Raw genomic sequence first — 14,614 nt, forward strand, 5'->3', positions numbered from 1 at the left:
CACCCTCCTGTGTGGGATTGCCCACGATTGTTCCGAAGCCGTTCTGCTCCGGGAAAAGGACTCTCGGTTGCCGGGCTATGCCGTGCCGTCACGGCGGACGCCCGGCCATCCAGCTGTCCGGGGGTGTGACGACCACATCCGACCGCCATCCACACCCCCCGCCCGCGTCACTATCCTTCCAGGACCCAGCCGGCGCCGACCGCTCCGCCGCCGAGCTCGTCGACCAGGCCGTACAGCGTGTCCCAGAGGTAGCCGCCCAGGCTGAAATCCACCCAGATGCGATAAACGGGGCTGCCGTTCTTCTCCTGCGGCAGAATCCCGCAGGAGACGCCGCCCGCCATCTGGGTGAATACAAAAGCGCCCGTATGGCCGCGGAAGTTGAAAGTGCACACCCGCTCCAGGACTTCCAGGGCCGCGCTGCCGGTAAGCGCCAGCTCCGCGTCCTGCTTTTCCAGGCGGTAGACGCCCGTCCGGCCGAAGCCCAGGTCGGCGTCCATCTGCGCCACCGGTCCGCCGGAGCCTCCATCCTCGACGATGAATTCCTTGCCGCCGGTACGGATCACCAGGCCACCCCCCTCCAGCTCCTGCCACTGGAAGACGGCCTCCGGGGGCGTTACACCGTGGGTGCGCAGGAATTCCTCCGCATCCGGCCCTTTCACCCCCATACGAGGCAGGGTGGAGAGGTCCGCCAGCGCCAGCCGGGCCGGATCGGTGGCCTCCACCCCGGCATCCACTACCCGCCAGACCAGCGGGTCCTCGGCCCCCCCGGGCCGCGGCCCGGACTGGACCACAGGGGTCTCGTGCACGGGGCTGCGGCGCTGAGGGGTCTGCTGCGTTTCAGAGCTCATTGCGTGACCGCCTCCGTCGCTCCGCCGGAAAGCGGCTCGGGATCCACTTTCTGGCGGGTGTTTTTGGGGTCGTAGAAAGGAATCGACTCCACCGTGGCCGTGACCCGGGAGCCATCACCCAGCTTGATGGGGATCTGCGTGCCCGGCTCCGCCTGATGCGGGGCCAGGTAGCACAACCCGATGGGCTTACCCAGGGTGGGGCTGTGGGCGATGCTGGTGACCCGGCCGGTGATCTCGTTGCCGTCGAGGACCAGGTTGCACTCCTTCGGCAGCGCTCCGCTGTAGCCTTCCGGCAGGGAGAATCCGGCCAGCTGCCGCTCCTTGGGCCGGTCCTGGAGCATCTGCAGGGAGCGCTGGCCGATGAAGAAGGGCTTTTCCATCTTCACCGCCCAGCTCATGCCGAGCATGAAGGGGTCCGTGAGCGGATCGCTGTCCACCCCGACTATGTTGATGCCCTTCTCCAGGCGCAGAACCCGCTGGGCCTCCAGGCCGCAGGCCTGGATCCCGTACGGGGCGCCCGCTTCCAGCAGCCGGTCGAGAACATGCTGGGCCCACTGGCTGGGAACGTGGACCTCGTAGCTCAGCTCGCCGACGAAGCCGGACCGGAGAAGGCGTCCGCGCACCCCGGCGATGGTGCCCTCCCGGAAATGCGGGAAGGGGAACTGCTCCTCGTCGAGGTTTACGTCCGTCAGTCCCTCCAGGACCCGGCGGGCGTAGGGCCCGGCCAGATTCAGGCCGGCGAACTGCCCCGTAACGTTCACCATCCACAGGTCGGACATGCCCCATTCGATGGCGCATTGCTGCATTTCCTGGTACACCCCGGAGGAGTGCGTGGTGCCCACGGTCACGTAGAAGCGGTCCTCCGCCAGCCGACCCACCAGACCGTCGGCGGTGACCACCCCCGCCTCGTCGCACTGCAGGCACAGGGAGCTCCGTCCCACCTGGAGGCTGCTGTATTTGCCCGTGAAGAACCGGTCCAGGAACTCGGGAGCGTCGCTGCCGTTCACCTCGATCTTGCCCAGCGGGCTCACGTCGATGATGCCCACCGCATTGCGGATCTGGTTCACCTCGGCGGTGATGGCGCCATCCCGGCCGGCGCCGGAGCCCGCGTAGTAGGCCGGGCGCAGCCAGGCACCGGCGCGCAGGAACTCATCGGCCCGCATGGACTTGTGCTTGGAATGCAGGGCGCTGACGCGCACGGCGCGGAAGCGGCGGCCCGCCAGGTGCTTGAAGGGCACCGGATGGTAGTAGGGCCGAGCCGTGGTGGTGCCCACCTGATCGATGGGCTCGCCGCGGATCCGCGACAGGATGCGGACGGCATTCATGTTGGAATGCTTGCCCTGGCTCGGCCCCATGCCGTTGGTGGAATACCGCTTGAGGAGCTCGATGTTGTCGAAGCCCTCCTTGGCGGCATTGTGGTAATCCTTGAGGTGCAGATCCTCGTCCATGTCGACGAAGTTCTTGCCCTTGGGATGGGCCAGGATCGGATAGGGATGGCTCGGCGGCGGGCCCTGCGGCTCGAGCGCCTGGGGTACCTCTTCCACCGCCTTGCCCACCTGAGCGGCGGCCGCCAGCCCGGCCCGCTTGCCGTCCGTAAGCTTGTCGGAGAGGACGTACTGCCCGTTCACCCGGCCGGCCCCGAACACCCCCTCGGGGACGCTGGCGGGCACGAACTGATGCACCCGGGGGTCGTACTGGACCGTGGCGCCGGCCTGGTAGAGCAGGTTCAGGGCCGGAGTCCAGCCGGTACTCATGAGAAGACCGTCGCACTCGATGCGCTCGCCGGCGCTCCAGTCATCCGGCCGCTCCGTCCGGAACCGGGCGAGAGTGACCGCGGAGAGGGTTCCGTCCGAACCGGCGTGGGCCTCTCCGACGGCATGGCCCTTGTAGATGGGGATCCGGGCCTTGGCGACCTGGTCCGCGAGGTCGGAGCCCTCCCCTTCCTCGCGGAGGTCGGCGATTCCCGCCACGTCCACCCCGGCCTCGGCCATGTCCAGCGCGGCCCGATAACCGTCCGCGTTCGCTGCAACCACCACCAGCCGCTTGCAAGGCTTTACGGAATAGAGCTGCACCAGCCGCTGCGCGGCGGAGGCCAGCATGACCCCGGGGAGGTCATTATTGCGGAAGACCGTTGGCTGCTCCCAGCTGCCGGTGGCGACCACCACCGAGCCTGCCCGCATCTTGGTCAGGAACTGGTCGTCCACCAGCGGGACCCAGTGATCGCTGTAATAGCCGGCGGCCATGGTTCCGGTGCGGATTTCCAGGCCCTCCGTCTGCTCGGCCTGCTCCAGCAGCTCGGCCCGGCGCTGCGCCACCACCGGATCGTTGGCGCCCTGAAAGTTGAGGGTCCCGCCGGCGTAGGGGTTCTCGTCCACCACCACCGTGCGGGCGCCCGTCTGCGCCGCAGCGATCCCGGCGGACAGGCCGCTGGGTCCGGCACCCACCACAAGCACGTCGCAGAAGTCGTAGCGCTTGTCGGCCCAGGTGCGAGTACCCGCGGTGTTGAGGGTGCCGAGGCCGGCCATCTCGCGGATCCGACGCTCCCACATGGGGAACAGTCGCTTGGGCGTATGGAAGGCCTTGTAGTAGAAGCCCACCGGCATGAGCTTGGAGAAGTTGTTCACCCACCGGTTGCGGTCCTTGGCCACGCCGCCGCTGGTGTTCACCGCGGTGAGGTTCTGGCCCTCCCGGATGGGCGTGACGTCGCCGCGGATGTTGAGGGTCTCCCCGTCATCCACCATCACGTTCACGTCATGGTTGGCCAGACTGAGGATTCCGCGCGGCCTGTGGTATTTGAAGCTTCGACCCAGGATCCGTACCCCGTTCGCCCACAGGGCGGTGGTAATGGTGTCCCCGGCGTAACCGGTGTAGCTTTTTCCTTCGAAGTGGAAGGTCACCGGACGGCTGCGGTCGATGCGCTCGTTCGGGTTCGAAGACAGGCGTTCGGCCATGCCAAATGCTCCCTGGACGGATTGCTCTAGGGGAGATAGCTCCGGATGAATTTGTCCGCCGCGGTATCCCGTTCAGCCACGAACCAGGTGCCGCTGGCGTTGTGGTACCACCACTCCTTCTGCACGCCCGGTGCGCCGTCGTGCCCGTAGACGTAGTGCATCCACTCCTCATCGGTGCACTGCTGCGGGTCGGGCATTTCTTCCACCGGGCCGCCGTAGGCGAACTCCGAAGCGGGCCGCCAGCCGTTCAACGGACAAGGAACCAGTTTCATGATCAGTGCCCCACAGATGCTGCGGCCCGTTCTCCCATCAGCCGGTTCTCGGTGAACCGGGACAGGCGGAAGGGCTCGATGAGCTCGGGTACGCGGTCGGTGGCTACCAGCTCGGACATGGTCTTGCCGCTCACCGGTGTCGCCTTGAAGCCCCAGGTGCCCCAGCCGGAATCCAGGTAGAACCCTTCGACCGGGGTCTTACCCATGATGGGCGCGAAATCCGGCGTGATATCGGCCATGCCCGCCCACTGGCGGACCACCTTCAGCTCGGAGGTGAAGGGGAACAGGTCCAGGGCGTTGTCGATGAGGCCTTCGGTGAAATCCAGGCTGGACCGTGTGGAGTGCAGCTCGTAGGGATCCAGGGAGGAGCCCATCACCAGCTCCCCGCGGGAGGACTGGTTGATGTAGGTATGCAGGGTTCCGGACACGATGATGGTATCCAGCCACGGCTTGTGCGGCTCGGACACCGCGGCCTGCAGGGGCCGGATCTGGATGGGCGTGGAGAACCCGGCCATCTCCGTGAGGCGGGGCGTGAAGCCGGCCACCGCGCACAGCACCTTTTTCGTGTTGATCGTCCCGCGGTTGGTCTCCACCCCGGTCACCCGGCCGGATTCGATGTTGATCCCGGTGACCTCGGTCTTCTGGTGGATCTCCGCGCCGCGCAGCGAGGCGCCCTTGCCGTAGCCCCAGGCCACCGCGTCGTGGCGGGCGATGGCTCCGGGGGCGTGGTAGAGGGCGCCCATCACCGGCATCTCCCCGCCGCATTCCAGATTCATCTCGGGGACATCCCGGCGGATCTCGTTGGGGTAGACCACCTCGCTATCCACGTCGAAATGCTTGTTCACCTCGGCGCGCCACCGCATGGTGTTCAGCGACCCTTCCGTATGGGCCAGGGTGTAGTGCCCGCGGGTGGAGTAGAAGATGTTGAGGTCGAAATCCTGGGAAAGGTCCTGGAAAAGGCGCACACTTTTATCGTAGAATTGCACCCCTTCAGGCGTCAGGTAATTGGAGCGGACGATCGTGGTATTCCGCCCGGTGTTGCCGCCGCCGATATACCCCTTTTCCAGGACCGCCACGTTGGTGATGCCGTGATCCTTGGCGAGATAGTAGGCGGCGGCCAGACCGTGCCCCCCGCCTCCGATGATCACCACGTCGTAGCTGTCCTGTAGCTCATCCGGAGTGTTGAACATCCGCGGTTCGGGATGATCCTTGTACATCGCGAACCGTAATAGTTGATGTGCCATAGTGGCTTCCTAGTCCGGAATTGACCCAAAGGTTCGAATTCGTTTTCGGGCTCAGCCCTTGGCTTTTCGCCCTCGCCGCACTGTTCAACTTTTCATATTTGGTTTTAAAAAAAATCTAACTTTGGGCGTAGGCCGGTTATACCTTTGAGGGTATATCCCGCACTGCCGGGGAATTCGGGGCTTCAGGCAAGGTTGGAAAAGCGGGAAGCAGGGGCGCCGGGAGAGGAAGGAAAACGGATACGCCGGCCTGCGGAGCCGAGGACCGGCCGGTGCTTCGATGCCGCACGGAAGGCGCGGGGCACAGCGGCGGAAGGCGGGCCCCGCAGTCCGCGGAAGGCGGATCTACAGTCGGGTGAGCAAACCTGGAGAAATGGCGGGCTCTATTCCGCTGGGCGCCTCCGCCGCAGTGACATCAAAGCGAAGTAGGACATACCCACGCCTGATCCCACCAGGGCCCCGCCGACCCCATAGAGCCAGGGGGCCGCGCCTCCCGACCCGAAGAAGACCACCAGGGCGATGGTCATTCCCGTATAGCTCAGCAGGTTTCCGACCACGATTCTGCGCTTCAGCATCCTCTCGCCTTGCTCCCCTTCGGGGATGGTGCGTGCCATTCACGCCTCCTCGTTGCTCACCACACTCGGGGGCACTGAGGCGATCTTCGCCTCGGCGGGGCCGGCCTTCACCGCGCGGATGGCCTCCATGACCCCGCTGCACTCCGTGGACATTATGGCCGCTCCCGTAACGGAAAGTGCAAGCCCCAGCAGGAAATTCCACAACAGCCATATCATGGGCCACCAGCTGAGGCCAGCCTTCAGGTGTGCCCAGACCGGATACTCCATGAACCGAATCAGGCCCGGCACGATCGGTAACAGCCAGTAGGCCGGCTCCCGCCCCCCCGCCGTGCAGGGTCACCAGGATTCCCAGCCCGGCCCGCGGGCTGATCTTGTCGGTGCACCGCGCCCGGGCCGGGAGGGCGGTGAACATGGGCCCGCTATAGCCAATTGGATTATTACTGTTCAGCCGCCCCGGAGAAGAGGTTTAGGACGCCGATTCCGCTAATAATGAGGAATATGCCCAAGAGGGCTGGTCCATCCAACCGCTCCTCGTAGAGGACGACACCGACCAGGGCCACCAGGATAATGCCCATGCCACACCAGATTGCATAAGAAAAACCAAGGGCCAAATACTTCAGGGCCAGGGAGAGGAAAAAGAAGGAAAAAGCGTAGCCCAGCACCACGATTACGGAAGGTAGTACCTGGGTAAATCCTTGCGAGGCCTTTAGGGCCGAAGTGCCCGTAACTTCACCTATGATTGCCAAAGCCAAATAGAGGTATGGCACCGGGGCTATCTCCTGTATACGCCGCGTTGGAGCCGAAATGGGCCATGAGGCCACCCGGGAGCCCGGCGGGCAAGTACCATTTGGAGATACCCCGCACGCGTATCCGCGATAGAGGTCATATCCCGCCTTTCCATTAGCCGATACAAAAAAGGGGGCCGTACGGCCCCCTGAGCATGCCCTTCGCGCAAAGCGAAAGGATCTTCCGGCATCTCACTACTCGAAATGCGGCCGGAGCTCCTCGGCGATATCGAAGATATCGGCGACCACCCCGTACTTGGCCACGCTGAAGATGGGCGCCTCGGGGTCCGTATTGACGGCCACGATGCTGTCCACATGCTTCATGCCGGCCTGGTGCTGCACGGAGCCGGAGATGCCCAGCGCCAGGTAGAACTTGCAGTTGCTGGCGGTGGTTCCGGACTGCCCCACCTGGTGGGCCTTCGGCAGCCAGCCGTTGTCGGCGATGGGACGGGAGCAGCCGAGGGCCGCGCCGATCTCCTCCGCCAGCTCGGAGAACTGCTCCACGTTCTCCTCGTCGGAGATGCCCCGGCCGATGGACATGATGAATTCTTCCTGGCTCAGGTCCACGCCGCCGCCGGACTCCGGCTCGATGAAGCGCTTGTGCTCGGAGCGCGGCGTCACGTCGGGGGCCTCCGCCGTGGTCACCTCGGCGCTACCGGATTCCTCCACCACCGGATGCTCACCGGAGCGGACGGTCAGGACCACCGCGTCCTTGCCGGGGAAGCCCACTTCCATGTGCACCTTCTCGCCGTAGCCCGGGCGCACGGCGACCACTTCACCGCCGTCCACCTTGGTCTCTAGCACGTCGCTGGCGAAGCCGTAGCCATTAGCGGCCGCCAGGGTGGGCGCGTAGCCCCAGCCGTCCACGGAATGGGGCGTCATCACCACGGAAGCGCCCTTTTCCGCCACCAGCTTCTGGAGGGCGGCCTCCCAGACATCCGGCTGGAATTCGGCAACGGAAACCGGGACCTGGACGATCTCGTCCACGCCGGCCAGATTGACCTGGTCCGAAAAGGCGCTCGGGTCCTGGGCGATCACCGCCACCATCAGGGGGCCACCCAGCCCCTCCTTGAGCCCGTTCGCCAATCCCACGAGCTCCGGCACGGAATCGCTCAGCTCTCCTTGCCGGTGCTCGGCAACCACGAGAATCCCACTCACGATGCGGCTCCTTTGAATTCCTTGATAATTTCGGCCAACCGGGCGGCCTGCTCGGCCGGGGTTCCTTCGATCATCTCGGCCTGACCCTTCTCCGGCACGTAGACCTTCCGGACTTGGGAAAGGGACCCGCTGGCGCCCATTTCATCCTCGGAAAGGCCCAGATCCGCAGGGGAGTATTCATCGATAGGCCGGCTCTTCGCCTGTTTGATCCCCTTCAGGGAGGCGTACCGAGGATCGTTGATACCCAGCTGAATGGTCATGACGGCGGGCACCTGGACCTCCACCTCTTCCTCCAGGCCGCCTTCCAGCTCGCGGCGCACCGTTGCGGTGCCGGCGCCCGGGGTGTAGTCCAGGTTGTTCACCACCGCCGCGTGCGGCCAGCCGAGCAGCGCCGCCACCTGCATGCCGGTCTGGGCGAAGGCCTGGTCCGAGGACTGCACGCCGGCGAATACCAGATCGGGCTTTTCCTGCTCCACGAACTTGGCGATGGCCCGGGCGATGGCCATGGGGTCGGCACCTTCCATGGCGTCGTCCCAGATCCGCACGGCGCGGTCAGCGCCCTTGGCCATGCAGGTGCGGAGGGCGTCTTCGGCGTCATCGTCTCCCACGGTCAGGGCGATGACCTCCACTTCCTGCCCCTCGTTGGCCTCCTTGATCTGGAGGGCCTCCTCGAGGGAATAATCGTCCCACTCGTTTATGTCGTACTCACAGAAATCGTGGTCGACATCCAGCTCGTCCTCCTGCAGCTCGAATTCCTCGTCGAGCGTTGCCACCTGCTTCACAGGGACAAGAATCTTCATGACTTAAGTCCTCATTGGTCGTATTTCTCAATCCAAATAAACGCCATTCACTCTGCGGGACCGTTCAGGAGGCCTGGACCTCCCTGGCCAGGCGGTTGGCCGCAATGAACCGGACCTGGGGCTCCGGATCCTCCAGGAGCTCGAGCAGATCCGCCCGTTCCAGGGCGGGGTGCTGCACGAGGGTGGCCCGGTTGATGGGATAGGGATCCTCCTTGAGCAGCCCGAGGATCCGCGGCGGCGCTCCCTTGTTCAGGATCACGGCCCGGCGGACATCGCTGTCGGCATGCCGGGCGATTCGCTCCAGCAGCGCTTCCGGGGTATGGGGGTTGCGCCCCACCCCGGAGATCACGTCGATGTCCGAGTCCTGGCCCAGTGCCTCCACCAGCTCCTCCGGGAGGTCCGTGCGGAAGGCCACTCCGGCGCGCACCCAGGATTCCGGATCCCGGGCCAGCTCCGCGAGCAGATCGCCCGGGCATGCGCTGTTGCGCGTGACGGCCCGCCGAACCTCCAGCTCCGAATCCCGGGCGAGGCGCTCCAGGATTTCCCGGGCGGCCTCCGGATTCCGGGCGATCCACCTGCGCACCCAAGAATCCTCATCCCGCGAGAAGCGTTCCATGATCTGGGGATCCAGGCCCTTGCGCTGGGCCTCGGCCCGACGCACGGAGCGCGACGGATCCTCGGCGAGCTGCCGGTGCTCCTCGTCCGTCAGCGTGGATCCCTTGGCGGCGGCCGCCCGGACCCCGGGGTCGGGGTCCAGGAGCAGCCGAACCACCTCGTCCTGGGTCAGCGCGGGGTTTTCGGCCAGTTTGCGCCGGATCACCGCCTCGGGGTGATGCAACGCCTGATGCCGGAGGTGCTCCGGACAGCGGGGATGGGCGGCCACCTCCGCCTGCACGTACAAGTCCTGCAGCCGCCAGAGCCGGATCAGCAGGTCCACGTCGCAGTTGGGATTGGAGGCGACGGCCTTGCACTCCAGTGGCGCCCCGGCAGCGAACACGTACTTCAGGATGCTCCGGGGAAGGCTCGGATTCCCGCATACCGCCTTGCGGACCTCCGGATCGGAGCGGAACGGCAGCTCCTCGATCAGCTCCGGCGTGGCGTTGCCGTGTGCCGCCAAAGCCACCGCGAGCCCCTCCCCGTCCGCCTCATGGAAAAGGTATTCCAGGGCCTCCGGGGGCGTCCTGGGATTCCGGGCGAGCCGTGCCCGGATCTTCGGCTCGTCGAGCCGGGCCAGGGCCCCGAGGACCGAAGGCGGCGTGTACGGCGCCCCGGCGAACTGGATGCGCTGCCGCCGGCTGGCGAACAGCACCTTTTCCAGCTCCTCCCGCGTGGAGCCCTCCGCGTACGGGTGGAAAGCGAGGGCCAGATAAGGGTCCCCGCTTTCCGCTCCCCGGCGGATCAGGTCCGCTAGCGTCGGCGCTTCAGGCATGGAGATCACCTGCCCTCAAGGCGCCGGGGATTCCTTGGTCGCCTCGGGGCTCTCGCCCGAGCCGGAATCCGAGCCCTGATCGGCATCTTCCTCGTCCACCCCGAGATCCATGCTCTCTTCCACCAGCTCGATAAGCTCTTTCACCTCGAACTGGTCCTCGAAGCCCGCGGTCTTGCGGCCGTCCTCGAGCATGTTCATGCACTTGGGGCAGCTCACCATCAGCACGTCGAGACCTTCGATGCCGCCGGCTTCCCGCACCCGGTTCTCGTTGATCTTGGGCTGATCCGGCGGATCGGGGATCCAGATCCGGCCTCCCCCGGCCCCGCAGCAGAAGGAGTTGTCCCGGGAGCGCTCCATTTCCACCAGCTCCGCGCCGAGGGACTGAACGGCCTCCCGCGGGGGATCGAAGCCCTTGTTGAAGCGGCCCAGGTGGCAGGGATCGTGGAAGGTCACGCGATAATCCAGGCGCTTCTTCAGCGGAATATCGCCGTTGCTCAGCATCCGGTTGATCATGGCGCTGGCGTGCTCGATCTCGTAATTCCCGCCGAACTCCGGGTACTCGTTCCGGATGGTGTTGTAGGAGTGGGGATCGGTGGTGACGATCCGCTTGAAATCGCACTCCTCGAGGGTCTCGATGTTGGTCTCCGCCAGGTGCTGGTAGAGGCCTTCCTCGCCCACGCGCCGGATATCGTTGCCGGCCGTCATCTCCTTCTCGTAGAGGATGCCGAAATCCACCCCGCACTCGTGGAGGATCCGGGCGAAGGACTGCGAGACCTGCTGGTAGCGGGGATCGAAGGAGGCGAAATCGCCCACGAACCAGAGCACGTCCACCGGTTCCTTGCTGGCGTCCTTGATCTTGAAGTCCAGCTTCTTGGTCCAGGCGGGGCGCTTGCGCTTGGTCTCGCCCAGGGAGTTGCCCCGCTTCTGCACGTTCTGGAGGGTGGTCTGGATCATGGAATCCATCTCCCCCTCCTCCACCAGGGCACGGCGCATCTGCATGATCATGGGCACGTGCTCGATGGAGACCGGGCAGATCTCGGTGCAGGCGCCGCAGGCGCGGCAGGACCACAGGGTCTCGGGGCGCACCTGGTTCTCGCCCTCGCCGATGATGGCGAGCTGCTCCTCGTCCTCGGGGACCGTCCAGCCCTCCAGGCTGTTGTGGCTGTGCTCCCGAAGGGTGAGCACCACGTCACGCGGCGACAGCGGATAGCCGGTGGCACGCGCCGGGCAGGCCTCGTGGCACTTGCCGCACTTGGTGCAGGCGTCCACGTTCAGCAGGTCCTTCCAGGAGAGGTCCGTGATCTTGGAGTAGCCGAGCTTCTCCGCTTCCATGTCCCCCATGGGCAGCCGCTGCACGGGCTTGGGGTCGCGCATGGTCATGGACCCGAGCACGGTGAAGATGTGCTTGGCCTTGGTGTAGGGAATCAGGCCGATAAAGGCCAGAGCCATGAGTCCGTGGATCCACCAGCTGTTCATCCGCATGGCGCCGCCGACTTCCGGGGACATGCCGACGCCCTGCATCACGTGGGCGACAACTGCTCCCACCGGGGACCACCAGCGGTAATCCCAGACCATCGGGTCGTTGCTGAGCCAGACCAGACGCGCGCCTTCCAGCACGAACCCGGTGATGCCGATCAGGATCAGCAGCCAAAGGAACGCCCAGTCCTCCCAGCGGTAGTAGCTCCGGTCGTAGTCCGAGTCTTCCGGAGAACGGTCCGGACGGGTGTAATCCAGCCGGGGCTTGGGGGCGATGATCTTGCGCCGATACATCATGTAGATCAGCCCGGCGATGAGCGCTACGCCGGCCACGTCCATCACCAGAGAAAACCAGAGATAGAAATCCCCTTGCCAGAAATTGATCCCGAAAAGGGGCCTGGTAATGTCGTAGTTCAAAGTAATGGTAGAAGTGCCGATGAACAGCAGCAGGAAGCCGTAGAAAATCGAGGCGTGAGACCGCCCCGTTTTCTCGGCCCGGCGCTTTACCGGCCTATGGGTGGCCACATCCTTGACCATGGCCCACAGACGCGCGCCGACCCCGGTGGCCTCCAGCGGAGCGCCCCGCCGGTACTTCCGGATCAAGAGAAAACAGCCAAAGAAAAAGACGGCTATCGCGGCAATGGCGACGATGTAGAACGTGATCGTCTGCCATGGGGCGAAATCGCGAAACAGAATGCGGGTGATCGCTTCCGTATCGGAATTCGTCGTCGAAGTCATGGGTAGAACCCCATTAATGAGAATCAATGCCTTGCGGCAGTACTCCCGCTTGGCCGGAAAAGAAGGGGCGCCCGCCCCTGGGGACGGGCGCCCACACTGAGTACTCAGTCCTTGTCGTGCAGGAACTCCAGGTTGTAGGAGTGACCAGGCACGTACGGGGCACCGAATACCGCCTTTTCCCGCTTGTACGGACGGTGGTACTGGGCTTCCTCGTCCTCGATCTCCCGGGCCATCCGGTGACCGTCGAAGGTGGCGTCGGCGATGATCTTGGGCGCCAGGGCGTCACCGATGAGGTAGACGTCCTTGATGCCGTTCTCCTCCCACTCGTCCTTGCGGGCCTTGAGGCCGTCGTAGAGCTCGCAATTGGAGGAGCGACCGGTCACCACCACGAGGCTGTCGAACTCGTGCCATTGGTGCGTGTCGTTCGCCTTCTCGCGCGGGAGCTCGCCGGGGCCCTTGTAGACGCGCTTGGAGCTGTCGCCGTACAGGTTGAAGATCTCCAGGCGGTTGTCCTCGGCGCGGGAGGCCCAGTGGTCGCCGATCACCTCGACACCCAGCTCGTGCAGGCGCCGCTCCATGTTGGGCAGCTCCAGGGTGAACTCCATGTAGGTACCCAGACCCACGCCGTCCACCACGGTCACCTCGTACCCCTCGGTGGCCAGCTTCTCGGCGAGGCTGGGCGCCATGTAATAGGGGTCGCCGTTGAGGATGGTGACCTTCTTGCCCACGGGCTTCTTGCCGGCAAAGATCTGATCCGGCGTCAGCATGTTGTCTTTGTTCTCGGCGTCGATGCCCGGGATGGGACCGTGGTCCAGCGGGTTGGTGCCGTCGGTGTTCCAGGTGGCGCCGGTGGCGATCACGATCTTGTCGGCGCCGTAGTCCAGCGCGTCCTGAACGGTCATTTCCTTGGCACCCAGGGCCAGCTGGCTCTCCTTGTTCTTCTTAACCAGCTTCTGAAGCTGCACCTCGCGGTAATCGCGGTGGTAGCTCCACTCGGCCAGGCCCGGCAGGGTGGCCACATCGTTCACGTAGCCGCCCACCTTCTCGGCCTTGTCATAGAGGTGCACCACGTGGCCGCGGTCCATGAGGGTGCGGGCGCACTCGGCACCGGAGGGGCCTGCGCCCACCACCAGGATGGCGTCGTCGCTGGCCGCCTTCTGGGTCTTCTCGGGGTGCCAGCCGCGGCGGAATTCCTCGCCGGCGGTGGGGTTCTGAGTGCAGATCATGGGCGGGCCGCCGATCTCCCAGCGGGAGATGCAGACGTTGCAGCCGATGCAGGTGCGGATGTCGTCCTCGCGGCCTTCCTCGATCTTGTTCGGCAGGAAGGGATCGGCGATGGACGGCCGCGCCGCGCCGATGATGTCGAGCTCGCCGGAGTTGATCACCTCGGCCATCTTGGCGGAGTCGGTGAACCGGCCCACGCCCAGCACGGGCTTGTTGCTGTGCTGCTTGACGAAGCGCGTCCAGGGCTGCTGGTGGCCCATCCGGTAGAACCGGGAAGGTCCGGCGTCCTCGCCCCATTCCGCGATGTCGCCGATGTTGACGTCCCACAGGTCCAGATAGGGATCGGCCATCTCGATGAACTTCACGCCCTCGTCCTCGACCTCGATGCTGTCGGGACCGTAGAGGGTGTCGACAGCGAAGCGGGTGGCGATGGCGCACTCGTGGCCCACGGCCTTCTTGACCTTCTCGAGGGTCTCGACCCAGAAGCGGGCCCGGTTCTCGAAGGAGCCGCCGTACTCGTCGGTGCGCTTGTTGTAGTACGGGGACAGGAACTGCAGGGGCAGGTAGCTGTGGGCGCCGTAGACGTAGACGATGTCGAAGCCGGCGTCGCGGGCCCGCTTGGCCGCATCGACGTAGTGGTTCTGCAGCCGCTGGATCTGGTCCTTGTCCGCGCCCCGACAGAAGGTCTGGGTCTCGAACTCGGAAGCGAACTGGCTCACGCCCAGCGGGGTGGCGCGGCTTTCCATGTTGGGGGAGTGGGAGGAGCCGTACCACAGCTCAACGCCGGCCAGCGCCCCGTACTGGTGCACATAGTCCGTCATGGCCTTCAGGTTGCGGACGTCGCCCTCGTCCCAGAGCCGGGCGGAGATCCGCATGGTGTCATCGGACTCGGGATGGATGGAGCAGTACTCGGTGTTCAGAGCGCCCCAGCCGCCCTCGGCCTTGACGCCGCGGTGGGCCATCTGGAAGCCCGGCTTGTCGGAGCCGGCACCGATACAGTGGGGAACCTGATAGAAGCGGTTCTTCAGCGTCTTCGGGCCGACATCGATCGGCTCGAAGAGAATGTCGAGCTTGGGATCGCGTGCCATCTTTTACTCTCCTTGGTGTAACAATCCCT

The 14,614-nt window shown here is 65.2% G+C and carries 11 protein-coding genes; all 11 read right to left on the reverse strand.

From position 1 onward, the window contains the following. Nucleotides 1–170: 170 nt before the first annotated feature. Entirely contained in the window at nucleotides 171–848 is a 678-nt protein-coding gene (locus ACERLL_RS10280; RefSeq protein WP_373655998.1) for a hypothetical protein, read from the reverse strand. Then, nucleotides 845–3,799 carry a 2Fe-2S iron-sulfur cluster-binding protein gene (locus ACERLL_RS10285; protein WP_373655999.1) on the reverse strand — a complete coding sequence of 985 codons (2,955 nt, stop codon included), beginning with the start codon at nucleotides 3,797–3,799 and terminating at the stop codon, nucleotides 845–847. Before ACERLL_RS10285 ends, ACERLL_RS10280 begins: the two co-directional genes overlap by 4 nt. 26 nt (nucleotides 3,800–3,825) lie before the next feature. Continuing rightward, the gene (locus tag ACERLL_RS10290; RefSeq protein WP_373656000.1) at nucleotides 3,826–4,071 is read right to left on the reverse strand and encodes a sarcosine oxidase subunit delta; all 246 of its coding nucleotides are present in this window, start codon (nucleotides 4,069–4,071) and stop codon (nucleotides 3,826–3,828) included. Between the two features lie 2 nt (nucleotides 4,072–4,073). Further along, on the reverse strand, nucleotides 4,074–5,315 hold the full coding sequence (locus ACERLL_RS10295) for an FAD-dependent oxidoreductase (protein ID WP_373656001.1): 1,242 nt from the start codon (nucleotides 5,313–5,315) through the stop codon (nucleotides 4,074–4,076). A 380-nt stretch (nucleotides 5,316–5,695) separates the two neighbouring features. After that, the gene (locus ACERLL_RS10300) at nucleotides 5,696–5,926 is read right to left on the reverse strand and encodes a hypothetical protein (protein WP_373656002.1); all 231 of its coding nucleotides are present in this window, start codon (nucleotides 5,924–5,926) and stop codon (nucleotides 5,696–5,698) included. A gap of 398 nt (nucleotides 5,927–6,324) precedes the next feature. Beyond that, nucleotides 6,325–6,654 (reverse strand): DMT family transporter, encoded by a 330-nt coding sequence (locus tag ACERLL_RS10305; RefSeq protein ID WP_373656003.1) that lies wholly within the window; start codon nucleotides 6,652–6,654, stop codon nucleotides 6,325–6,327. 213 nt (nucleotides 6,655–6,867) lie between these two features. Continuing rightward, nucleotides 6,868–7,830: an electron transfer flavoprotein subunit alpha/FixB family protein gene (locus ACERLL_RS10310; RefSeq protein WP_373656004.1), complete on the reverse strand. Its 963-nt coding sequence runs from the start codon at nucleotides 7,828–7,830 to the stop codon at nucleotides 6,868–6,870. Beyond that, nucleotides 7,827–8,630: an electron transfer flavoprotein subunit beta/FixA family protein gene (locus ACERLL_RS10315; RefSeq protein WP_373656005.1), complete on the reverse strand. Its 804-nt coding sequence runs from the start codon at nucleotides 8,628–8,630 to the stop codon at nucleotides 7,827–7,829. Before ACERLL_RS10315 ends, ACERLL_RS10310 begins: the two co-directional genes overlap by 4 nt. A gap of 64 nt (nucleotides 8,631–8,694) precedes the next feature. Continuing rightward, entirely contained in the window at nucleotides 8,695–10,059 is a 1,365-nt protein-coding gene (locus ACERLL_RS10320; RefSeq protein ID WP_373656006.1) for a HEAT repeat domain-containing protein, read from the reverse strand. Between the two features lie 15 nt (nucleotides 10,060–10,074). Then, the gene (locus ACERLL_RS10325; RefSeq protein WP_373656007.1) at nucleotides 10,075–12,273 is read right to left on the reverse strand and encodes a heterodisulfide reductase-related iron-sulfur binding cluster; all 2,199 of its coding nucleotides are present in this window, start codon (nucleotides 12,271–12,273) and stop codon (nucleotides 10,075–10,077) included. 104 nt (nucleotides 12,274–12,377) lie between these two features. After that, nucleotides 12,378–14,585 (reverse strand): oxidoreductase, encoded by a 2,208-nt coding sequence (locus ACERLL_RS10330; protein ID WP_373656008.1) that lies wholly within the window; start codon nucleotides 14,583–14,585, stop codon nucleotides 12,378–12,380. Nucleotides 14,586–14,614 lie beyond the last annotated feature (29 nt).

This window comes from Thiohalorhabdus sp. Cl-TMA (assembly GCF_041821045.1).
GTDB classification, from domain to species: Bacteria; Pseudomonadota; Gammaproteobacteria; order Thiohalorhabdales; family Thiohalorhabdaceae; genus Thiohalorhabdus; species Thiohalorhabdus methylotropha.